This window comes from Streptomyces sp. ADI95-17 (assembly GCF_003846175.1).
Taxonomy (GTDB): domain Bacteria; phylum Actinomycetota; class Actinomycetes; order Streptomycetales; family Streptomycetaceae; genus Streptomyces; species Streptomyces sanglieri.
The window spans coordinates 301345-321537 of record NZ_ML123047.1 but is presented as its reverse complement, the minus strand read 5'-3'; the positions used below and the strand labels follow the sequence as shown (position 1 = coordinate 321537).

Genomic DNA, 20193 nt, shown 5'->3' with positions numbered 1-20193 from the left:
GCCCGGACGGCGGACGGAGAACGGGGCCCGGAAACGACGGCCCGACTTGAGCCGTACGCACGGAGCCCCGGCGTACGGAGACCGGGCGTACGGCAGCCGGGTGACAGCCTCTCAGGCCACGTGTGCCAGAAGATGCTGGACCAGGGTGATCAGGGCCTGCGCGGACGACTTCTCGTCCCGGGCGTCGCAGTACACGACCGGGGTGTCCGGCAGCAGATCGAGCGCCTCGCGCAACTCCTCCTCGGCATGCCGGGAGTACGGATCGAAGCTGTTGACCGCGACCGCGTACTCCAGCCCGTACGTCTCGACCAGGTCGATCACCGGGAAGGTGTCGGCGAGACGGGCCGGGTCGACCAGGAGCAGCGCGCCGAGCGAGCCGCGCGCCATGTCCTCCCACAGCTCGACGAAGCGCTGCTGGCCGGGCGTACCGAACAGGTACAGCACCAGTTCGTCGCTGAGCGTCAGACGGCCGAAGTCCAGCGCGACCGTCGTGGTCACCTTGTCGGGTGCGCCCCGCAGGTCGTCGATGTGCGCGCCGGCCTGCGTCATCCGCTCCTCGGTGCGCAGCGGGGTGATCTCGGAGAGGGTGCCGATCAGCGTCGTCTTGCCCACGGCGAAGTGCCCGACGACGAGGATCTTCGCCGCGCGCCGCACCGCGTCCGGGACATAGATGCTGTCAGCCGAACCGGACGTGGAGTCCATGCAACACCTCTTCGAGGATCTTCCTGTCAACGAGCTGAGCCGCCGGTGGCGCCTTGCGGCGCATCAGATGACCTTGTTCCGCTAAGTCGTTCAGCAGCAGCCGCGCCACCCCGACCGGCTGGCCGAGGTGGCCCGCCACCTCGGCCACCGACAGATAGCCGCCGGAGCAAAGCTCCCAGATGGCCCGGACCTCCGGGCTCGGGTTCGGCGGCGGCTGCCGGTCGGGGGCGATGGTGACCAGGGTGACGAGGGAGAGGTCCTGCGCGTCCGGCAGGCCGCGCCCGCCGGTGATGACGTAGGACCGGACGAACCCGCTGCTGACCGCCTGCTCCTCGCCCGGCGCCGTCATACGTCGATTCCCGCGTCCTGGCGGGGAGGTGTGGTCATCGCCTTCCCCAGCGCGGCGACCTGCTGCTGCATGCGGAAGGACATGGCCTCCATGTCCACATCGGCCGCGGCGGCCGCCGCCAGGTAGGCGCCGGTGCCCGCCGCGATCAGGAAGATCCAGCCGTGGTCGTACTCCAGCAGCGTCTGACGCCAGCGGCCCGGGGCCTGGGCGCCGATGAAGGGCGCGACGGCCCGGCTCAGCGACTGCATGGAACTCATCGCGGCCGCCACGGTCTCCGCGTCGTCCCGGCCGATCTGACTGGAGCTGGCCAGCAGCAGACCATCGGCGGAGACGAGGATCGCGTGCCGTGCGCCGGGTACCTGAAGCACATCGTTGAGTACCCAGGACAGGTCGGGGTTCACTGGAACTCGGGTCCTTCCGTCGTCGTCATGTCACGCCCGGACCGCGTTCCGCGCTGGAACGCGCCCAGACGGGAAGCGGTCTCCTCGTTGCTGCGCACCGGCCCGGGCTCGGCCGAAGGCACCACAGACACCGGGCTCTTGCGACGACGCTTGGGCAGGCCACCGGCGGTGGTGGCGATGGGCCCGGTGGGCTGCGGAGCGACGGCCGGCTGTCCGACCGGGGGGAACAGCGGTGTCGGGGACGGCGCGGGCGCCTGACGCCGGGGGAGCGCCGCCACTTCCGCGTCGTAGTGGCCGGCGGCGACCGGGGGCGGCGAGGGCACGTCGCCGGTGAGCAGCTCGTCGGGCAGGAGAACCACCGCGCGCACACCTCCATAGGGGGATACGGAGTCCACCGAGACCTTGAACCCGTAGCGGGCGGCCAGTACGCCGGAGACCGCGAAACCGAACTGCGGGGGAATGCCCAGGCTGGAGACGCTGATCGCGGCCTGCGGCGCGAGGAGGGCCGCCGCGCGGTCCTTCTCCTCCTGGCCCATGCCGAGACCGGCGTCGTCGACGATGAGGCAGACGCCCGTCGGGACGGCCTGGATGTTGATCTCCACCGGGGCGCCCGGGGCGGAGTAGTTGGTGGCGTTGGCCAGCAGCTCGGCGAGGACGACCGCGACGGGTTCCACGGCCTTGCTGACGACCGAGAAGTTCACCTGCCCGTTGACCCGCACCCGGTCGAACTGCCGGATACGTCCCTGGGCGCTGCGGGCCACGTCGAAGACGGAGGCGACGGTCTCCCGGCGCCCGAGCCAGCCGCCGCACAGTACCGCGATGCCCTGCGCCCGGCGGCCGAACTGGCTGTTGGCGTGGTCGATGGCCATCAGGTCGGCGAGCATGCCGGGGTCGTCGCCGTACTTCTTCTGGGCGTTCTCGATGACGACCTGCTGCTCGTCCGCGAGCCCCTGGAGGGTGCGCACGGCGGCCTTGAGGACCGCCTTGGTCTCCTCCTCGGCGTCCCTGCGGACCTCGGCCAGTTCGGCGGAGTGCTGATGCGTCAGACCGGTGTGCGCGACATGGAGTTCGTCCCGCTGACGTTGCAACATGTCGCGTTGCTGGTGTAGTTCGGCGTTCTGTCTGCGAAGCCCGATATTGGTCTTGCGAGCCCGCAGAACGGCACCTACGGCGATCAGCGCGACGACAACCAGTGCCCACAGAAGAGGGCCCTGTGCAAATGTCATGAGACTCACTTCAAGTGCCATGGCTATGGATACGGCTTGACGCTCCCTCATGTGCCGCAGTTGCCGGGCCGGTCGTGCCACGGCTTGCGCCACCCCAGGGAAGGCCCCTCCGGATGTGGGGCCGAGGAATCCATTCCTCCCGGAATGCCCCCATACGCCATCAGCCCACTGGAAGTAAGATGATCTTAACATCGGTCAGGCAGGCAATTGTCAAGACCGACACGCCAGTTGCACTCTTGGCGCCGAATGTTCACATGCGGGCCGGGTGGCGGCCTGTTCGGGGGCCGTCCGACTGCCCTCGGATGAGCGTACGGACCCTTTCCGGCATGGCCGTCTCGTGAGGAATGTCCGCGATTCGAGACGACCTGTCTTGAATGGTGGATGCGATGTCATGGTTGCACCCTGCACATACATCTGTCGGGGAGGCTGCCGTGCGCCGTTGGATGATGCTCGCTCTCGGGACCGCGGCGCAGACCGTCGCCTGCACCTTCCTCTACGGGCTTCCGTACACCTCGGAGGCACTGAGGCGGGACAACGGACTGAGTCTCGGCCAGGTGGGGCTGCTGGTCGCCTGCCCCACCGCCGGCCTCTTGCTGACGCTCATAGTCTGGGGAGCCCTGGCCGACCGTTTCGGCGAGCGGGCCGTCATCACCTCCGGCCTGGCCATGACCGCCGTACTCCTCTGCCTGGCGGCCACGGTGAACGGTCTGGTCCCGCTGGGCGTGCTCCTGGCGCTTGCCGGGGCGGCGAGCGCATCCGTCTCGGCGGCCAGCGGCCGGCTCGTCATCGGATGGTTCTCCGCCCGGGAACGCGGCCTCGCCATGGGGATCCGGCAGACGTCGACCCCGCTGGGCATGGGCGTGGCCGCCCTGACGGTCCCCACGCTCGCCGCACACGACGGAGTCGGGGGCACCGTCCTGTTCTGCGCGGCGCTGTGCGGTGTCGTCGCCGTGCTCGTCGGCTCGCTGGCCACGGACCCGCCCCGCACCGCGCGGTCGGCGGGACAGGAACCGGCCGCCAATCCCTACCGTCACTCCGCGCTGTGGCGCATCCACGCCTCCAGCGCGCTGCTGTGCGTACCGCAGTTCGCGACGAACGCCTTCGCGATGGTGTTCCTGATCGACGTACGGGGCTGGAGCGCCGTGCACGCGGGCCGGCTCCTGGTGCTGTCCCAGGTGCTGGGTGCGGTGTCGCGGGTGCTGGCGGGCCGCTGGTCCGACCGGGTCGGCAGCCGGGTGCGGCCGATGCGGCAGCTGTCGGTGTGCATCGCCCTCGTCATGGGCGCGACCGCGCTGGGCGCCCTCCGGCCCTCGCCGCTGACGGATCTCGCCATGGTCCTGGCCTGCGGCATCACCGCGAGCACCAACGGCCTGGCCTTCACCGCCACCGCCGAACTCGCCGGAAGCGCCTGGTCGGGGCGGGCCATGGGCGTCCAGAACACCGGCCAGAACCTCGCCGCATCGCTCACCCCGCCACTGCTGGGCGGCCTCATCGCCTCGGCCGGATACGCGCGGGGCTTCATGCTGGCCGGAGCGCTGGCGGTCGCGGCCTGCTTCGTGATCCCCTCGGTACGCATTCCGGCAGCCCCGAAACCGACTGCTGCTCCGAAACCGACTTCTCCCCCGAGCCCGGCTGCTCCCCCGGCCCCGGAGCGCGACAGCCGCACCGACTGACCGCCCGGGGCCTCACCCGTGTTCGTGCCCCTGCTCGCAGGCGTACCGGGAGACCGGCCGCTCGAAAAGGGTCACGGAGCCGTCGGCAACCGCAGCCCCGTGCACTTCCCGCGCCGCACCTGGTCCTTCGCGAACGCGCCCACGTACTCGCGCAACAGCGCGCTCCGCTCGCCGTGTTGCTTCTCCGTGGGAGGGCCGGACTTCCCGTCCGCCTTCCGGAGGGAGTAGTCCTCCCCCCACTGCGCGCCGAAGCCGATGTTCTCGCCATCGCATTCGGCGACGGCCCACGCCAGGGAATCGGTGGACGAGGGCTGCCGGAAGACGCCCTCGCCCTTCAGCGAGCCGGTCACGCGCAGGTCGGCACCCCAGTCCCCGAGCCAACTGGTGAGTTCCACCAGCGGTTCGCCCGGACGTGTGCCGGCGCCGCCCTGCTGCGGTGCGTACAGGGTGCAACGTCCGACGACCCCGCCGTCCGCGACGGCGACGCGCACCCGCCCGTCGCGCCCCTCCGCCGGTACGGGGGTGGTGGCCAGAGCGTCGCAGGCGGTGCCCTTCACCTCAGCGCGGGGCACGTACGCACCCTTGTCCGGCACCGCCCCGTCCTCGGGCGCGGGCAGCGGAGCGCCCCCGCAACCGAGCTTCCCGGTCACCTCGTTCGTCATCCGCACCGCGAGCCGCAGCATGGCCGCCTTCTCCTCGCGGCTCTCGGCGAAGAAGGCCCAGGTCCCCACCAGCAGCCTGCGGTGTTCCGCGGCGGCTCCCTTGCCGCCGCGCGGGCACTCGGGCATCAGGTAGACGATGCTGTTGTCGGCCTCGAAGCCGGGCAGCCCGCCCGGCAGCACGGCGTACGGCGGCCGGGCGCTGCCGATGAACGACATCCTCCTGTCCCGGCCGGGCCCGTCCGGATAGGTGTCCACGGCGACCACGACCGTGTCCTTGTCGGTCGTCAGTACGCAGTGGTACTCGCCGAGTTCCTCGTCGAAGGACTCCTCCTGCTTCCCGAGCCGCGTGTCCGGCCGTACGGCCTTCAGGTCGCCGCCCGGCAGCTTGCCGCCGCACGCCTCACGCGCCAGCCACCAGTCCTTGAGCGGCGCCCGGACCGAGGCCCCGACCGCGACCAGCACGGCCAGCGCGCAGACCACCCCCCACAACAACCCGCGGTGCCGCCGCGCCCAGTTCTCCACCCGTTCCCCCGGTCCACTCGTACTGCACTCCGAAACCCCACCAGTGTGAACAGCCCGCCGGAACGCCCGGAGGCCGGGTGCCGGTGGGTGCCGGTCGAGGGGTGCCGATCGACGGGTGCCGGTGGGCGGGGGACGGTGGTCAGGCCCTGGTGGTCAGGCCCCGGTGGGCGGGTGTCGGTGGGGGGTTACGCCTGCGGGGGCGTGAAGATGCGGTCCAGATGGTGGCGCAGCACCTCCGCGGCCGATTCCGCCGGCCGCTGGCCCACCAGAACGCTGGTGCCCATGCCGGCCGCCATGGCGAGCAGGCTGATGGCCTCGGTGCGCGCGTCCACGCCGGGATCGGCGAGACCGTCCTTCTGCGCCTGCCGCAACAGTCCGGCCAGGGCGTCCTCGGCGGCGTCCGGGCTGTCGATGAACGGCTGGGCCGCCAACACCTCGTCGGTCACGGAGAGGATCGCGTACGAGCTGTAGAGGAGGTGAAAGGTCCGGCTCTCCTCGTCGGTCGGGAGGGAGGTCAGAATCAGCGCCTCGGCGGTCGCGCGCGGCCCCGGGTTCTCGCCGGTGGCCCGCAGGCGGGCGCCCACGCGTGCGGTGAACCGGTCGGTCAGATGGCGGAGCCCGTAGAGCAGCAGCTTCTCCTTGGTCCCGAAGTAGTACTGCACCAGCCGCAGCGATACGCCGGCCTCGGCCGCCACGTCCCGCATGCCGACCGCGTGCAGCCCGCGCCGCCCGGCGACCCGGACGAGCGCCTCGGCGATCTGCCCCCGCCGTTCTTCGTGGTCCACGCGTTTCGGCATGCTCTCGTGTCTCCACCCGTCGGTCGTGCCCGCACTGCCTGCGCTGCCCGGCTGTTCGTCTGCCGGCCTGCTTGCCTGCCGGCCTGCGCGCCTGACCGGACGCCTTCATGATACCGCCGTATTATCTCGGGGGCCGACTACCCGGAGCCGGCCGACGCCCCACCGCCTACTCCGGCGGATTGAGCTTGCGGAAGTACGTCCAGCTGGTCTCGTTCGGCTCGCTCCACTTCTCCGGGGCCCGGGCGAACTCCGGATGGTGGCCGGCGATGTAGGCACGGGTCCGCTCGGGGACCTCGGCGTACGAGCCGAGCTTGCGGCCCCGGCAGTGGAAGGTGAGGCCACCGGGCCGCTGCCCGCGGGCCATCCACGGCAGCCACGGTGACATCCGCGACCACGACATGGTCGCCGGGACACTGGGGGCCGGACCGGTCAGGTCGGCCCGGTCGGCGAAGAACTGGAAGAGCTCCAGGGCCTTGTACGTGTCACCCGCCGAGTGGGCCGGGTACTGCGCCACCGGCAGCGGCGAGGGGTAGGCGAGCGGGATCTCCAGGCTGAAGCAGACCTGTCCGCCGAGCTCGGTCGTCGGGATCGGGAAGGGGCGCCACTTCTGGTTCGCCGGGTCGTTCCAGACGTGCACCACCGGCAGGTCCTGCCAGGTCTCCAGGATCTCGCGGGTGGCCGGGTCCAGGTAGAAGGCGGCCTCGCGGGTGAGCAACTGGTAGGCGTCGGGCCCGGCTTCGACGTCCTGGACCAGGCGGGCGACGTTGAGCCCTTCGAAGCCGAAGACGCGCTGATAGGGCTCGTCGGGCGCCCAGGAGTACACGTCCCCGGACCACCAGTACGTGACCTCCTCGCCGTCGAGCGATGCGCGGGTGCGGGCGAAGGAGCGGAGCAGCTCTGCGGGTGTCGTCATACGGACCACTCTGCGCGGCCTTCGCCCCGGCCGGGCGGGAAACACCCTGAGCCGGAGCGGAAGGGGCTGGAAGAAGTCGCTCCAACCGAAAGCCGCCGCGATCGGGAATTGGCAAGAAGCCCCGAACAAAAGACAAATGACGAATAGTCACCTCCGATAGGCTGGTCATTCTTGATCAGACCACTGCCTCTGGAGGTTGCACGGTGTCCGAACCCGGCGGTGCGGGCCCTTCGCCCGGCGCTGTTCCCCCGCCCCCGGCCCACGCGCCCCGTCCTTCGGTGCCGCCCCCGCCCGCTCCCACGACTCCGCCCGGTCTCGTTCCTCCGCCCGGTCCCGTTCCTCCGCCCGGCCCGACGCCCGCGCCCGGTCCGCCGCCCTCCACCCCGAGCGGCGGGATGAACAGGGGCGCCGTGATCGGGGCGATGGTCACCGCGGTGGCCACCATCGTGGCCGCCGTCATCACCGCCGTGGCCGTGGGCGACAACGGCAGGCCCGCCGCGCAGCCGGGCCCGGCCGCCTCCACCCAGCCGTCCGCCACCGCGCCGTCCCGGTCCAAGCCCGGGTCCCCGCCCGCGGCGCAGCCGGTCCAGTCCCTCCCCGCCCAGAACCCGGCCCCCGAGGTGTCGGCGAATCCCCGGATCGAGGCGAACCCGGACAGCGGGGCCGTCGGCTCGGTGATCACCCTCACCGGCTCGGGCTTCGCGTCGGGCGAGCGCGTACGCGTCACCTTCCACGGCAGCTACAGCGCGGACTGGGACCTCCGGGACGTCACGGCCTCGTCCGAGGGAGGCTTCGTCGCGGAGATCAAGGTCCCCGCGACCTATGCCGACGACCAGCAGAAGTCGGTGGAGGTCAGAGGGCTGGACAGCGACAAGCGCGCGGACACCCCCTTCACCGTCACCGAATGACTCCGCCCGCTGGTGGCAGGTGAATGGGCGGCCGGGATCGCGGCCGAACCCGGACTGTAATCTTTTCGTCTTCCCTTGTCGGGCGGACTGTTCTTCGTGAGGGAGAAAGCGGCCCGATCGGAAGGTGGCGAGCGGAACCAGCCTTTACATCTGACCAAAATCTAGAAAATCGGCCGAAAATTGAGAAATCGAATACCGCAGGACCTTTCGCGAATGGATTCCGGACCTCCGCTCCCCGTGTGGCGCCGACCACGGGCGTGGCTCTGGGCCTTGGCGGGTGTCGTGACCCTCGGCTTCCTCGTCGCGCTGGAGATCGCCGCGCGTCACTACGGCCTGCCGGGGCCGATGGCCAGCCAGGCGAAAGAGGTGGTGGTCGCCCCCAAGTCGGGCTTCCTGCTGTACTCCGGCATGGCGCTGATGATGCTGGTGCTCACCTGGCGGCAACGGTTCATCGCGGTCGCCGCCGCGATCGGTATCGACCTCGCCTTCCTGGTGGTCCGATGGGCGGCCGGCATCGAGGTGACCGACGGGCACCCCTTCGGCAACGGCGCGCTGTGGGTGCTCCTGGGCGTCGCGGTCATCGCCGTCACCCGCCGCACCGGCCCGGAACGCGCCCTGCTGCTGAAGGGTGTCGGGCTGGGCCTGCTGCTGGTGGCCGGCCGCAAGACCGGTGACACCTGGCTGCTCATCACCTCCAAGACCCGCCCGACGGTGCTCGACCAGTACGTGGCGGTCGCCGATCACGCACTGGGCAACCCGTCGTGGCTGGTGGGCAGGCTCGTCACGGCCACCGGCCCGATCGGCTTCAACTTTCTCGACATCGTCTACGGCCAGCTCGCGGTGGCCGCGGTCCTCGTCGCCCTGTACCAACTGCGCAACGTGGCCGTCGAGCGCCGCTTCCCGGTCCACCACCTGGTGCGCACCTTCCTGGTGATCGGCCTCCTCGGGCCGGCCATCTACATGATCTTCCCGGTGGTCGGGCCGCTCTACGCCTATGGCACCGGCACCGAGCACTGGTCGTCCGTCACCCTGTGGTGGTCGGACACGTCGTCCAGCGCGCCTTGGTCGGTTGGCGACCTGTGGCCGGTGACGCCGCCGCCGGTCGATGCCCCGCACCCCATGCCGTTCGACGGGATCACCCCGCGGAACTGCATGCCCAGCCTGCACACGGCATGGGCCACCGCGATCTTCATCCATTCCCGCAAGGGCCCGAGGTTCCTGCGGTACGCGGGAACGTTCTGGCTGATCGCCACACTCACCGCAACGCTGGGATTCGGCTACCACTACGGCGCGGATCTCCTCGCGGGCGTGGTGTTCACCCTCACGATCGAGGCAGCCCTGCGTTCGTTCGACCGCGGCTGGGACCGGTCGGGGCTCCGGCTGGTCGCCTACGGCACAGCCGTCTTCGCCGCGCTCCTGCTGTCCTACCGCTACCTGCCGCTGGAGATGGCCAGGCTTCCGTGGGTGGCCGGACCACTGCTCGTGCTGGCGATGGCCTCGGTGATCTACGGCTACGTAAGGACCACCGCCCGCTGGGAGTCGGCCACCTCACCAGCACGAGCCCCGGAGACACAACCCGAGACGGTCTGAGCCGAGACGGTCTGGGCCGAGACGGTCTCAGCCGAGCCGAGCCGAGCCGAGCCGAGCCGCCCGGACCGGCCGCTGAACCCCTGCGTTTGTCGCCGACCCCCTGCCTTTGTCGCCGAGCCCCTGCAGATTTGTCCGCGATCGGTAACCGAGGGATCCCATCGGCCCGTTCATATGTCTAGATGGGCGCAGGGCAACGGCGGAGACGACAAAGGGGCGGGCGGACATGGCGAAGCACAGGGGAAGGGGTTGGCACAGCCGGCTCGTTGCGGCGGCGCTCGGTGTGACGGCGATGGCCGCGGCCACCTCGGTCTGGACCGCGCAGGCCGACACCGCCGGAGGGCGGCAGCCGGAAGCCCGTGTCTCGGCGCCGGACGCCCGGCACCAGGACCGGGCCGTGACCAAGGTGGCGGAAGACATCGCGCACGCCTCGGACCGCGGCGCCCGGGGCGTCAACATCACCATCGACGACGGACCGGACCCGACCTGGACGCCCCAGGTGCTGCAACTGCTGAAGGACAACGGCGTAAAGGCCACGTTCTGCATGGTGGGCACGCAGGCCCAGGCGTACCCGGACCTGGTCAAGGCGGTCGTGGCGGGCGGGCACCGGCTGTGCAACCACACGGTCTCGCACGACACCGCCATGGACAAGAAGTCCGAGGCCTACCAGTCCCAGCAGATCCTGGACGCCGAACGCATGATCACCAAGGCTTCCGGCGGCGTCCGCCCGCAGTACTACCGGGCCCCGGGCGGCGCCTTCACCCCGTACAGCCGGCACCTCGCCGCGTCCCGGGGAATGCGGCCGCTGGGCTGGAACGTCGACACCAAGGACTTCGAGCGCCCCGGCGCGGACGTCATGGTCGCCACCGTCAAGCGCGAGATCTCCGACGGCCCGACCGTCCTCTTCCACGACGCGGGCGGAGACCGCTCCCAGACCTTGGCCGCCCTGCGCGAGATCCTTCCCTGGCTGAGGCAGCAGGGATACTCCTTCGGCTTCCCCGTACGGTAAACGCCCCGCCACGGCGACGAATCAGAAGTACCGGCAGAACTGCCCGTTACCGAACCGCACTGCGTTCATTCATCGGACCCCGCCAACTCCAGCAGGCGGCTCATGTCGTGGAAACCGTGGACGCAGGCGTCGAGGACGGCGGGGTAGCGTCCCGTGGTCTGGGCGAAGCGCAGGAGGAAGTACGGGTCGACCGAGTCGGGGACATGGGTGTGGGCCTCGACGACCACGCCGGTTTCGAGGTTCTCGAAGCGGCAGTGCTCGCCGTGCGGAGCAGCCCACCAGACGTTCTCGTCGAGCGTGCCCAGCTCGGACCTCTGGGTGAGGGTGTGTGCCAGGCCGCGGAAGTCGGCGACGAGGGTTTCCAGTTCGGGGCGGGCGCGTCGGGCTTCGTGCGCATCGACCAGTTGCAGCGCCGTGCAGGTCGTGGGTCCGGAGACGAACACCCGGATGTCCCGCCCGGCGAGCTGCTCGTTGAGCCTTTCCGCGGTGGCAGATGCCTCACCTTCGGGCACATCGAATGTGGCTCCACGGCCACGAGCGACCGCGCGGCGGACGGTCTCGGGGGACAGTTCGTCGGGCACGCGTGGATTCTAGTCGCGGACTCGCGCTCCGAGCCGGGGAAGTGGCCTGCGGACGGCTGCTGCCGACCGCCCTGACCGGCACGCAATTGCGGGCGCCGTTCGGGCTCGTGCCCCGCGACGGTACGAGATCATGTGCATGCCGATGCGCAAGGACTTGTCTTAGGGGGACAGCGTGGCCGTGGACGTGTGGACTTCGGTCCTCTCGCTTACGGGTGTCGCGCTCGGTGGCGGGCTGACGGCCCTCTCCCAGCGCGTCACCCAGCGCTCCGCGGAGCGGGCCGAGGAACGACGGCTGAGGACGGCCACCGGCGAGGCGCGCCGGGCCGAACAGCTGCATGCGATCAAGGAATTCATCGCATGCGCCCAGGAGGCCGAACGAGCGGCCTACAACCGCCCTGATGCATGGGGCGATGACGACGACGGCTGGAATGGGTCCGCCGGCGCCACCATGACCAAACTCTGGGTCGCCGAACGACACCTCGTGCTGCTCTGTCATCCGGACCTGCACTCCTCTGTCCATGCGTATGCTCGCGCACTCAACCAAGCGGTATGGCGCGAGATCGGCGACACCGAGGTCAACGAACACTTGGAGGAGCGCAAGGCCGCCTTCATGACCGCGGCCCGCGCAAGCCTGTCCTCCTCCACCGGCGCCGAGGCGGGCGACTGACGGGCGCGTGCGACGATCGTGGCGCGGAGCGGCAGGGCGGATCCGACTTTTCCCGGGAACGGAGTCAGGTGAAGGACGACGAGATACGCGCGAGCTTCGACGGCCGCGCCCGCGTCAAGCTGCTTCCCGACCGAGCCACTGCCTCGAATCGGCACCGGATCGAGGAGATCGCCCACGCGCTCGGCTACCAGCTGCTCGCCACGGAGAGCCTCGTCGAGTTCGGCATCCGGCTCGTCTACGAACGCGACGATGCCCCGACCGCCCGCCGCCGCGCCGAGCTGACCATTGCCCGGCTGCGCGCAGGCGGGCCGCTGCTGCCGGCGGTGGAGCCGCCTCCACCACCGGGGCCGCCGCCCCCGGCCCCGGCAGCCCAGCCGTCCTCGGTGGGGGGCGCCACCGCCACCACCACCGCCCGCCACGGGAGTTGCCCCGGCCCGGCCACGGTTCCCACCCCCGCCACCGGGCCCGCCGCCTCCGCCGCCCATCGCCCCAACCCCTTAGCGGCGTTCGCCCGTGCGTAGCCGTCACGCCGGGGCCAGTGTTTCCGGCCGCAGGTCCTACGCGTCGACCGCGCTGTCGACGGCGGCCGGCTCGGCAGAGTCGACGTCCTTCATGAAGCCCAGCATCCGGGCGTTGACGACGTCGGGGTGGTCGATCTGCGGTCCGTGGCCGGTGGCGGCGATGATCTCGGCGCGGGCGCCGGGAATCAGGCGCGGAACGCGCTCCAACTGCCGCTGCGGGTGCACCAGGAGACTGCGCTTGCCCATGATGAGGTAGAGCGGGGTCCGGATGGAGCGCAGCGCGTCCTCGGCCAGCGGCAGAGGTGCGGGACGGCGAATCCGGAAGGCCCGGGCGCCTATCTGGACCCACTTCCGCAGCTCGGGAACGGCGATGACCGGCTGCTCCAGCCAGGAGGCGAGGCGTGGACGCAGCGCCTTGGGAGCGAAGCTGGCGAAGAGGCTCACGAAGACCCAGGCGAAGAAGCGCAGGCCCACCTTCTCCAGGCCGCCCGGGTCGAGGGCGGTGACGGAGGCGAGCCGTCCGGGCCGTCGGTGCGCCTGGTTGAGCACCAGCCAGCCGCCGTAGGACGAGCCGACGAGGTGGACCCGGTCGAGGCCGAGCGCGTCGAGGGCCTCGTCCATCCACTGCGCGGCGCGCTCGGGCTGCCACATGGGCTCGCGGTGGACGCTGCGCCCGGCGTCGCCGGGGGTGTCGAGCGCGTAGACGGGCCGTTCGGCGCTGAGATCGGGGGTGTTGGGGTACCACATCGCCGAGCAGTAGCCCGCGCCGTGGATCAGGACCACCGGAGTGCGGGACTCGGCGGCCGGGTCGGTGGGGCCGTACCGGTAGACGTGCGTGGTGCCGAAGCTCGTCTCCACGTCCGTCTCGGAGCGGGCGGGCGCGCCCATCGCGTAGAGCACGTCGCAGGCGGCGAAGTACCGGTCGCGCAACGTGTCGTTGACGTAGCGGCCGACGTCGCGGCGTGCACGGGTCGGGTGGTCGGGCACGGTGGCACCTCCTGGAAGATCCGTTCTTCGTAATACGACCGTACCATGGTGTTGGTACGGCGGTACCATGAAAAGAGCCGTCGATCATTCCCCGGCGGGCGGGCGGCGCGTGGTCGACGCGAGGCGATTCGCGGTCGCCGATATGTCGCTGAAATCGGAAAGCCCACCTGATTTTGACTTCGGCGCGAGTTGTCGCTTTGTCGCTCGGTGCGTGCAGTCCGGTGTTTTGTCTTGGTGTGGACAGGGGCGCCTCGAATGCGCAGCCCGATTGCGGCGTCACTGGCTCGCACGTTCCTCGCGCGTTCCTCGTACGGTCCTCGCGCGTTCCTCGCATAAACAGTGAAGAAATAAGATGGCACCTCCCAGGTGCCATCGCATTTCTCTATGAGCGCTGCGTTTCCCCGGAGATGCGGGGCGAGTTGACCGCTTCCCTTCCAGGGGGAATTGCTCGCAGGGCGGGCCGGTGTCACCGTGGATGCGAAGCCTTGCGCAATGGGAAGTGGTTGATCATTTTCGTGGTAGAGTCTTAATGAATTCACAGGACGCCGCGATTAAAAGGGGAATGGCGTGAATACCGAGAAGGTTACGGCTCGACGTCTTACGGCCGAGGAGATTTCAGGCTTGGGTCCCCAGGACGCCGTCTTTGTCTCGGCAGGGACGGGCGACCTTCCTCTCGACTGCTACGCCCTGGCTTTCCTCACGGAGCCGGGCAAGAATTTCGAGGGGGGATCCTTCGCCGCGAGGACGGTTTTCGGTGAGGAGATCCACGTCCTCCCGGACAATGCTGAAGAGGGTGGGATCTGGATCGCCGACAAGGCGGGGGAGGAGATCGAGGTTCTCCAGAGCGCCGGCGTCCTCCTGAACCTCGCCCTCTTCGTGCCCAGCGGGAACAAGGAGTCCCTGGAGTCGCTCTACTCCGCCGCGCGGGACGCGTTCGGCGCGGGTGTCGTGCAGCGCTGGAGCGAGGAAGTCGTCGAGGTGCCGGACGTCAAGGTCGACCTGTACGAGGAGCCGGCCCGGGCGCGGAAGAACTCGAACAGCCAGAACCGCGACCGCCGGGCCCTGGACATCTACCCGACCCGGGTGCGGTTCCTGGAGCCCAGCGAGGGCTGGAAGTTCATTGTCGAGCCGCACAAGGAGATCGTCGACGACACGCCGACGATCTGACCTGACGGCAGCCGGGAAGCCGCGCCGGCTTCCCGGCCGATCGCGAACTTGCGCTCCGAGCCCGGGAATTACCCGGCACTTCAGCGGGTGAGTGACATCTGACCCGGTGCCGGGTCGTTGGACGGCCGCCGCGTGGGGTGGGGTGCCCGGTCGGCACCCCACCTCATGCATCAGGCGCGGGTACCGGCCTTGCGACGGCGTACGAGGAACACCGCGCCCCCGCCGATCGCCATGGCCGCGCCGCTCGCGAGGGCAAGCTGCGGCATCGCGGAGGACGAGCCCGTGGCGGCGAGGCTGCCGCTCACCGGACGGGACGCGCTGCTCTGTGTCTTGACGTCCGAGGTGTTCGGCTTGGTGGTGCTGGGCTTGGCGTCATCGACCTTGCCGGGCCTGCTGCCCGCGGCGGCGATCAGGAACTCGTAACCTTCGAGGTCCGGGTTTCCGCCGCAGGTGCCGTTGTCGTTGAAGTAGTCGCCGGCGACGAAGGTGACACCGTTGCCCGCGGGGGCCGAGGCGTCGACCTTGAGGCGCATCTTGATGTCGGCGTGGGCACCGGCCTTCAGCGGGCTGATGGCGTCCATGTAGTGCTTGTTGTCGACGGTCTTCCACTTCGAGGACGAGGCGGAGGACCACTGCAGGTGCACCAGGTCATCGGTGCTCTTGAGCCCGCTCCGGTCGGTCGCGTGGACGTAGGCGAACGGAAGCACCTTGTCCATCGTCTTGTCGGTGCCGTTGGTCACCCGGAGCTTGAAGTCGACCTTCGTGCCGGCGACGACGGTGGACGGCAGACCCGTGACGACCGTGGTGAGCCTGGCCTCGGGGACGCAGTCCTCGCCGTCCTCGCCACCCTCCTCCTTCGCCTTGGCCAGCGCCTCGTCGGCGGCGGTCTTGTCGGCGAGGGCCTCCTTGGTGGCCTTCTGCGCCTGGCCCAGCTTCCGGGCCGCGGCGACCAGCTCGTCGTCCCACGCGTCGACGGCTTCCACGGCCGCGGCATCGGCGGCGGCCTTGGTCTCCTTGGCGGTCTCGGCGGCAGTCTTCGCTTCGGTGAGCTCGGTCGCGGCAGCGGCCTTCTCCTCCTCGGTGGCGGTCTCCGGGAGTGTGTCGACCGCGGCCTGGGCGTCGATGACCGCCTGGTCGGCGTCCCCCTTCGCGGCGGCGGCCTCCGCCGCCGCGGTCTTGGCGGTCTTGGCGGCGACGGCCAGAGGACTGGTGTCGGACTGGGCGGCTTCCAGAGCCGCCTTGGCGGCACTCTCGGCCTTTACGGCGTCGTCGTACGCCGCCTTGGCGGCGGCAGCGGCCTTTTCCAACTCCGCGATGGACGGCTTGTCCTGCGTCTTGTCCTGCGTCTGTGCTGCCGGCTTGTCGTCGGCGAACGCGGGGGAGACCGACAGCAGGAGAGCAGGCATGGTCACTGCGGCGGCAACAGCTGTGGCAAGGATCGGGCGAATCTTCACAAGAGCCCTTCGGTGTCCGAAAGAAAGAAGAAGGGGTCGCAGCGGGAGGGGGCACGCAGATGCGACTTGAGGGGATCGTATGGCCGGGCCAACGGTCCACCACCACGATTTCTTCACCTGCCCCGGCCGATACCACAGAACCGCGAGCGACAGAAAAGGCGAAAGGGTGCAGTTGTATTCACTGCCTGCGCTTTCGTTGTGATCAATGCCACAGACCCCTGCGTGCAGCGCTCCGCGCGGACGCCGACCGCCGCAGCTACGGCAGCACCTGCCGTGCGGCGGTGGAGAAGAAGCCGACGAACGCCACCTCCAGACACGGGCGCGCCTGGAGGCCGTCGCAGAACAATCCGGTGCACCGGTGTACTGGTGACCGTGCTGTGCATCCCCGGGACGAGGCGGGCCTGCTCGGACGGAACGAACGGAACGAACGGAACGAGGAGCGGGCCAATGACCTCCGAACCTGAGCGACCGCTGTTAACCGACGCTACGGACACGTTGTGGCACGGCGCCGTTCCGACGAGCTTTCCTTGCCCCGGCCGGACAGGCTGATCAGCGCAGTCCGGCGAAGAGATCGTTCTCGGGTACGGCGGCGCCGGTGGCGTCCTTGACCCGTACGAAAGTCTCCATGCCCATCAACTCGCCGAACCTTTCCTTGCCCATCCTGAGAAAGAAGATGTTCTCGCCCTGACTGGCGTGCGCGGCCAGCGCATCGAACTTCTGACCGCTGAACGCGGTGGTGTCCACCCACGTGGTGATCTCGTCATCGGGGAGGCCGATCTCGGCTATCGCGGCGGCCTCGGCAGGATCCGGCTCCGGCATGTCCTCCTGGAACTCGCGCATGGTCTCGCCGAACCGCTGCATCATCGAGCGGGGCATTGTCGTCCAGTACACCTTCGGCGTCAGGGCGGTCATTTCCAGCGCAGCCATCGTGATGCGGTGGGCCTGGATGTGGTCGGGGTGGCCGTAGAAGCCGTTCTCGTCGTAGGTGACGACCACATCGGGCCGGTAGCGCCGCATGAGTTCCGCAAGCCGGGCGGCGCCTTCCTCCACGGGGGTCTGCCAGAAGGATCCGGGGGCGTCGTTGCTGGGCCAGCCCACCATCCCGGAGTCGGCGTAGTCCAGCATCTCCAGATCGCTGATCTTCAGGACGTCGCAGCTCGCCCGGAGTTCCTGACGGCGCATCATGGCGACGGCCGCCGGATCGTGGCCGGGATCACCCGGCTTGACGCCCCCCGGTCCGTCACCGCAACCGCCGTCGGTACACGTCACGAGAACCGTGCGGATGCCTTCCGCCGCGTACCGCGCGAGGACCCCACCCGTTCCGGTTGCCTCGTCGTCGGGGTGGGCGTGCACTGCCATGAGCGTCAAGGGTCGTTCAGTCATGAAAAACAGTCCTCCTGCAGAACTACGTCCAGATCCGAATACGCGGCGAGCACGCCGCGATTGATCCAACGGTGCCGGCTGTACCGGCTGTTCCCGCCGTGACCGTTCCGCCTTCCGGACGTCGGCGTTTCAACGCGAACGAGGTACTGCGCCCGGCGTCGTTGTCAGTGCCTCCTTCTAGGGTCACCGCATGGCGACATTCCGTTCCGGCTTCACGCTCTGGCAGATGGTCGGCGGGGCACGTGAGCTCACCGAGCACCCGAGCGTGCTGGAGCGTATCGATGTGGTGCTGCGCATCATGGGCCCTGCCTTCGGCGGGACGGGGTACGGCAAGGGCAGGCCGTTGGTGAACGCCCTGGAGGACGTCGCCCAAGAATCGCTCCTGCTGGGGGACTTCGCTCTCGCACAGCGCTTCCAGCGTTTCGCCGCCTACGCCGGCGGCGAACTGTTCCTCGAAATCCTGGAGAACTATTACGACGACGAGGCGCGGCATCGCAGCGAGGAAGGCATGCGCAGGATGGTGGCCATGGGCGCCGATCGAGTGGTGGCCGTTCTGGACGTCCTCTCCAAGGACAACCCTGAAGCGACGGTGGCCGACGCGCGGGACCTCTTTCGCGGGATAGCCCTGTCCGTGGACCACTTGGGCCTCGGCACTGGTGAGGGCGGGATCCGGCTGCCCACTCGGGAGAGGAGGCGGCTCCAGCAGTACGGGCACATGGAGCTGGTCCTGAGAAGCCTGCCGCGACCGGCCTCGGCCGAGGCCGCCCGGATGGTGGGCGACTTCCTGGCGGACGCCGACGCGGGGTTGCTCGCTCAGTTGCTGGAGCTGAAGGCCCGGAGAGCGGGTCTCGACGCTCTCCGGGTCGTGGTGGAGGACGGGACGAGCTCCGAGAACGCCCTCCACGCCCGTCTGAAGAATCAGGAGTGGATCTTCGGCGGTGCTTATGTGGCAGAGCTGGCACGTCGGCAGTACACCGCGGACACGATTCTGGACATCCCGCTGCTGCGCGGTGACGGGTCCCTCCACGTGGTGGAACTCAAGCGTGCCAACATCAAGGACCTGGTGATTCGCCGCAGCGGCCACCTCATGTTGGGTGCCGCGGCCCACCACGCGGTGTCTCAGGCGCAGAACTACCTCCGCACCATGGACGAGAACCGCAAGGCCATCCTCGCGCATCATGGCGTCGATACCCGTAGAGCCTCGGCGACCGTTGTGATCGGGCACCCGAAGTACGTGAGTGGGGGCATCACCTCCCAGGAGATCGCGGAGACACTGCGCACCTACAACGCACACACGTCACGCATTGAAGTGATCACATACGAAACCCTGCTGGAGTCAGCAGCCCGGATGCTGGCTCTCGCGTCAGCGCAGCAGAACCCTGCTGACCGGACCGAGGAGCCCACGGCATGACCGGTGACGAGCGTCCTGCGATCGAACAGCTGCTGGCCCGCCTGTGCGGTGGCGGGATCACGGGCAAGGACTACGTCGGCTACTTCCTCAACGAGCACGGGGAAGAACTCGTCTTCGCCCAGAGCCGGGGAGAGAAGACCGCCCGGCTCTGGCACAGCGATGCCGACTGGCAGATGTTCCGCGTCGGCGACCACTCGGTACGGGTCGGCAGCGTGATGGACGGGGTGGTCACCGTGGGCGACCTGATCATCGATCGCGCGGAGGCGACGTGGCTGTCGTCCTGCCTTGCCGCCTCCCGCCACCTGCGTCAGAAGCGCGGCTGAGGCGTCGCTCGGAGAACGGACAACGAAGAAGAAGACCCAGGTCGGCGGGTGCCGCGCATGACCGCTGGTGTCCGCTCCGGGGGGCATGGATGGGGCACGGCGGGAGCCGGGAGTGAGGCGGGAAGCCGCTGGCTGCGCGGTGGCAGCGATAGTGCCTGTGGCTGCTTCGTGGCATCGAGGGGTTTCGTTCGGGTCTTTGCTGTTCGCTGTTCACCGTCCTGACTGGACGTAGTGGCACGCCCACCCCCGAGTGGCCGACCGAGAGCCGAGCGGGACCGGCCGCGCCCGGTACGGCAGCAGGGCCTGGACCGCGCGTCGCGGTCCAGGCCCTGCCTCGTGCGGTGCCGCCGCCCTGCGGCGGCGGTGCGTCAGCTCTGTGCGGTGTCGTCGCCCGCCTGCCCTGCGTCTGCCTTCTCGCGCATCTTGCGCACCAGCTCCGCCTTCCGGTCAGCGGCACCCTTGCGGTCGAGATTGCGGTGCGGACCATTGTTCTGCCGTTCGGCGCGGGACAGCCTCTTGCGCTGGCCGCCACCCATGCCCACGGGGTTGTTGATGTTCTTGCTCACGGTCATGAGTTCCTCCGGAATGATGTGAAGTGATCTACGGATTCACCGGTGGGGGACGGGCACGGCGACGTCGGGGACGTCAGCAGGGGCCCGTCACGCTCTCACTCGTAAATCGGCGTCTGGAAGAACATGACAAAGACGTTACCCGGTTCCGCCGGCCCCGCACGCCACACCTTTCGCCACCCGGTCCTCGCCTACGCCGAAGGGCGTGTCCGCACGCTCCGTCACCAGAGGAATCGCCTGCACCTGTGCGCGGTGCCCGCCGGTGTCCGGCGGGCACCGCCTCAGTCCGCGGTCGGCGGCTCTGCCGATTCGGCGGCGCGGCGGTACTCGGCGTTGATGCGCTGCGCCTCTTCCAGCTGGTCTTCCAGGACGACGATGCGA

General features: G+C 69.5%; 21 protein-coding genes and 1 pseudogene. 9 read left to right on the top strand and 13 right to left on the bottom strand.

Translation table 11 applies throughout. The features are described from left to right. Positions 1 to 111: 111 nt before the first annotated feature. The 4 genes from EES42_RS20400 to EES42_RS20385 are packed head-to-tail and all read right to left on the bottom strand — an operon-like array spanning position 112 to position 2678. Entirely contained in the window at positions 112 to 702 is a 591-nt protein-coding gene (locus tag EES42_RS20400) for a GTP-binding protein (RefSeq protein WP_072487819.1), read from the bottom strand. After that, positions 677 to 1051 carry a DUF742 domain-containing protein gene (locus EES42_RS20395; protein WP_124719687.1) on the bottom strand — a complete coding sequence of 125 codons (375 nt, stop codon included), beginning with the start codon at positions 1049 to 1051 and terminating at the stop codon, positions 677 to 679. Before EES42_RS20395 ends, EES42_RS20400 begins: the two co-directional genes overlap by 26 nt. Next, positions 1048 to 1452, bottom strand: a complete 405-nt coding sequence (locus tag EES42_RS20390) for a roadblock/LC7 domain-containing protein (RefSeq protein ID WP_124719686.1) — start codon at positions 1450 to 1452, stop codon at positions 1048 to 1050. The genes EES42_RS20395 and EES42_RS20390 overlap by 4 nt, the downstream gene beginning before the upstream one ends. Further along, positions 1449 to 2678 carry a histidine kinase gene (locus tag EES42_RS20385; RefSeq protein WP_124719685.1) on the bottom strand — a complete coding sequence of 410 codons (1230 nt, stop codon included), beginning with the start codon at positions 2676 to 2678 and terminating at the stop codon, positions 1449 to 1451. The genes EES42_RS20390 and EES42_RS20385 overlap by 4 nt, the downstream gene beginning before the upstream one ends. 431 nt (positions 2679 to 3109) lie before the next feature. Here EES42_RS20385 and EES42_RS20380 point away from each other — a divergent pair, with 431 nt between their 5' ends. Further along, on the top strand, positions 3110 to 4351 hold the full coding sequence (locus tag EES42_RS20380) for an MFS transporter (protein WP_241196484.1): 1242 nt from the start codon (positions 3110 to 3112) through the stop codon (positions 4349 to 4351). 71 nt (positions 4352 to 4422) lie between these two features. Here the strand turns inward: EES42_RS20380 and EES42_RS20375 are convergent, their stop codons facing one another. From EES42_RS20375 to EES42_RS20365, 3 genes are all read right to left on the bottom strand, one after another. Further along, positions 4423 to 5535: a hypothetical protein gene (locus EES42_RS20375; RefSeq protein WP_124719683.1), complete on the bottom strand. Its 1113-nt coding sequence runs from the start codon at positions 5533 to 5535 to the stop codon at positions 4423 to 4425. Between the two features lie 185 nt (positions 5536 to 5720). Further along, a complete protein-coding gene (locus EES42_RS20370; RefSeq protein ID WP_124719682.1) occupies positions 5721 to 6332 on the bottom strand; it encodes a TetR/AcrR family transcriptional regulator in 612 nt (203 codons plus the stop codon). A 166-nt stretch (positions 6333 to 6498) separates the two neighbouring features. Beyond that, positions 6499 to 7245: a DUF1838 family protein gene (locus EES42_RS20365; protein ID WP_124719681.1), complete on the bottom strand. Its 747-nt coding sequence runs from the start codon at positions 7243 to 7245 to the stop codon at positions 6499 to 6501. A gap of 395 nt (positions 7246 to 7640) precedes the next feature. On the opposite strand from EES42_RS20365, the gene EES42_RS20360 reads away from it, so the two are divergent. From EES42_RS20360 to EES42_RS20350, 3 genes are all read left to right on the top strand, one after another. After that, positions 7641 to 8153, top strand: a complete 513-nt coding sequence (locus EES42_RS20360) for an IPT/TIG domain-containing protein (RefSeq protein ID WP_124719680.1) — start codon at positions 7641 to 7643, stop codon at positions 8151 to 8153. 213 nt (positions 8154 to 8366) lie between these two features. After that, positions 8367 to 9743 carry a phosphatase PAP2 family protein gene (locus tag EES42_RS20355; RefSeq protein ID WP_124719679.1) on the top strand — a complete coding sequence of 459 codons (1377 nt, stop codon included), beginning with the start codon at positions 8367 to 8369 and terminating at the stop codon, positions 9741 to 9743. A 223-nt stretch (positions 9744 to 9966) separates the two neighbouring features. Then, positions 9967 to 10749: a polysaccharide deacetylase family protein gene (locus EES42_RS20350; protein ID WP_124719678.1), complete on the top strand. Its 783-nt coding sequence runs from the start codon at positions 9967 to 9969 to the stop codon at positions 10747 to 10749. A gap of 65 nt (positions 10750 to 10814) precedes the next feature. Here the strand turns inward: EES42_RS20350 and EES42_RS20345 are convergent, their stop codons facing one another. Continuing rightward, complete coding sequence (locus EES42_RS20345) at positions 10815 to 11330, bottom strand: hypothetical protein (RefSeq protein ID WP_124719677.1); 516 nt, start codon at positions 11328 to 11330, stop codon at positions 10815 to 10817. A gap of 172 nt (positions 11331 to 11502) precedes the next feature. Here EES42_RS20345 and EES42_RS20340 point away from each other — a divergent pair, with 172 nt between their 5' ends. Together EES42_RS20340 and EES42_RS45620 are read left to right on the top strand one after the other, a co-directional pair. Then, on the top strand, positions 11503 to 11997 hold the full coding sequence (locus tag EES42_RS20340) for a hypothetical protein (RefSeq protein ID WP_124719676.1): 495 nt from the start codon (positions 11503 to 11505) through the stop codon (positions 11995 to 11997). 68 nt (positions 11998 to 12065) lie between these two features. Then, a complete protein-coding gene (locus tag EES42_RS45620) occupies positions 12066 to 12518 on the top strand; it encodes a hypothetical protein (RefSeq protein WP_241196483.1) in 453 nt (150 codons plus the stop codon). 36 nt (positions 12519 to 12554) lie between these two features. Here EES42_RS45620 and EES42_RS20330 read toward each other — a convergent pair whose 3' ends face one another. After that, positions 12555 to 13505 carry an alpha/beta fold hydrolase gene (locus EES42_RS20330; protein ID WP_124719675.1) on the bottom strand — a complete coding sequence of 317 codons (951 nt, stop codon included), beginning with the start codon at positions 13503 to 13505 and terminating at the stop codon, positions 12555 to 12557. Positions 13506 to 14072: 567 nt separating this feature from the next. Here EES42_RS20330 and EES42_RS20325 point away from each other — a divergent pair. After that, a complete protein-coding gene (locus EES42_RS20325) occupies positions 14073 to 14672 on the top strand; it encodes a hypothetical protein (protein WP_124719674.1) in 600 nt (199 codons plus the stop codon). 170 nt (positions 14673 to 14842) lie between these two features. Here EES42_RS20325 and EES42_RS20320 read toward each other — a convergent pair whose 3' ends face one another. Next, a complete protein-coding gene (locus tag EES42_RS20320) occupies positions 14843 to 16126 on the bottom strand; it encodes an LAETG motif-containing sortase-dependent surface protein (RefSeq protein ID WP_124719673.1) in 1284 nt (427 codons plus the stop codon). A 549-nt stretch (positions 16127 to 16675) separates the two neighbouring features. Further along, the gene (locus EES42_RS20315) at positions 16676 to 17509 is read right to left on the bottom strand and encodes a PIG-L family deacetylase (protein WP_124719672.1); all 834 of its coding nucleotides are present in this window, start codon (positions 17507 to 17509) and stop codon (positions 16676 to 16678) included. A 190-nt stretch (positions 17510 to 17699) separates the two neighbouring features. Between EES42_RS20315 and EES42_RS20310 the strand changes: the two genes are divergently transcribed. Together EES42_RS20310 and EES42_RS20305 are read left to right on the top strand one after the other, a co-directional pair. Then, complete coding sequence (locus EES42_RS20310) at positions 17700 to 18920, top strand: Shedu anti-phage system protein SduA domain-containing protein (protein ID WP_124719671.1); 1221 nt, start codon at positions 17700 to 17702, stop codon at positions 18918 to 18920. Then, a complete protein-coding gene (locus EES42_RS20305) occupies positions 18917 to 19243 on the top strand; it encodes a hypothetical protein (RefSeq protein WP_124719670.1) in 327 nt (108 codons plus the stop codon). Before EES42_RS20310 ends, EES42_RS20305 begins: the two co-directional genes overlap by 4 nt. Before the next feature lie 368 nt (positions 19244 to 19611). Here EES42_RS20305 and EES42_RS20300 read toward each other — a convergent pair whose 3' ends face one another. Beyond that, positions 19612 to 19815, bottom strand: a complete 204-nt coding sequence (locus tag EES42_RS20300) for a DUF6243 family protein (protein ID WP_124719669.1) — start codon at positions 19813 to 19815, stop codon at positions 19612 to 19614. A gap of 278 nt (positions 19816 to 20093) precedes the next feature. After that, positions 20094 to 20193 (bottom strand): annotated as a pseudogene (locus tag EES42_RS46255) (MerR family DNA-binding transcriptional regulator); the annotation flags it as partial.

What these genes read in the sequence shown, in the direction of transcription:
- EES42_RS20355 (WP_124719679.1), top strand. Translation starts at nt 8,367, where the DNA reads ATGGATTCCGGACCTCCGCTCCCCGTGTGGCGCCGACCACGGGCGTGG.
- EES42_RS20400 (WP_072487819.1), bottom strand. Translation starts at nt 702, where the DNA reads ATGGACTCCACGTCCGGTTCGGCTGACAGCATCTATGTCCCGGACGCG.
- EES42_RS20300 (WP_124719669.1), bottom strand. Translation starts at nt 19,815, where the DNA reads ATGACCGTGAGCAAGAACATCAACAACCCCGTGGGCATGGGTGGCGGC.
- EES42_RS20360 (WP_124719680.1), top strand. Translation starts at nt 7,641, where the DNA reads ATGAACAGGGGCGCCGTGATCGGGGCGATGGTCACCGCGGTGGCCACC.
- EES42_RS20315 (WP_124719672.1), bottom strand. Translation starts at nt 17,509, where the DNA reads ATGACTGAACGACCCTTGACGCTCATGGCAGTGCACGCCCACCCCGAC.
- EES42_RS20305 (WP_124719670.1), top strand. Translation starts at nt 18,917, where the DNA reads ATGACCGGTGACGAGCGTCCTGCGATCGAACAGCTGCTGGCCCGCCTG.
- EES42_RS20395 (WP_124719687.1), bottom strand. Translation starts at nt 1,051, where the DNA reads ATGACGGCGCCGGGCGAGGAGCAGGCGGTCAGCAGCGGGTTCGTCCGG.
- EES42_RS20350 (WP_124719678.1), top strand. Translation starts at nt 9,967, where the DNA reads ATGGCGAAGCACAGGGGAAGGGGTTGGCACAGCCGGCTCGTTGCGGCG.
- EES42_RS20365 (WP_124719681.1), bottom strand. Translation starts at nt 7,245, where the DNA reads ATGACGACACCCGCAGAGCTGCTCCGCTCCTTCGCCCGCACCCGCGCA.
- EES42_RS20385 (WP_124719685.1), bottom strand. Translation starts at nt 2,678, where the DNA reads ATGACATTTGCACAGGGCCCTCTTCTGTGGGCACTGGTTGTCGTCGCG.
- EES42_RS20370 (WP_124719682.1), bottom strand. Translation starts at nt 6,332, where the DNA reads ATGCCGAAACGCGTGGACCACGAAGAACGGCGGGGGCAGATCGCCGAG.
- EES42_RS20310 (WP_124719671.1), top strand. Translation starts at nt 17,700, where the DNA reads ATGGCGACATTCCGTTCCGGCTTCACGCTCTGGCAGATGGTCGGCGGG.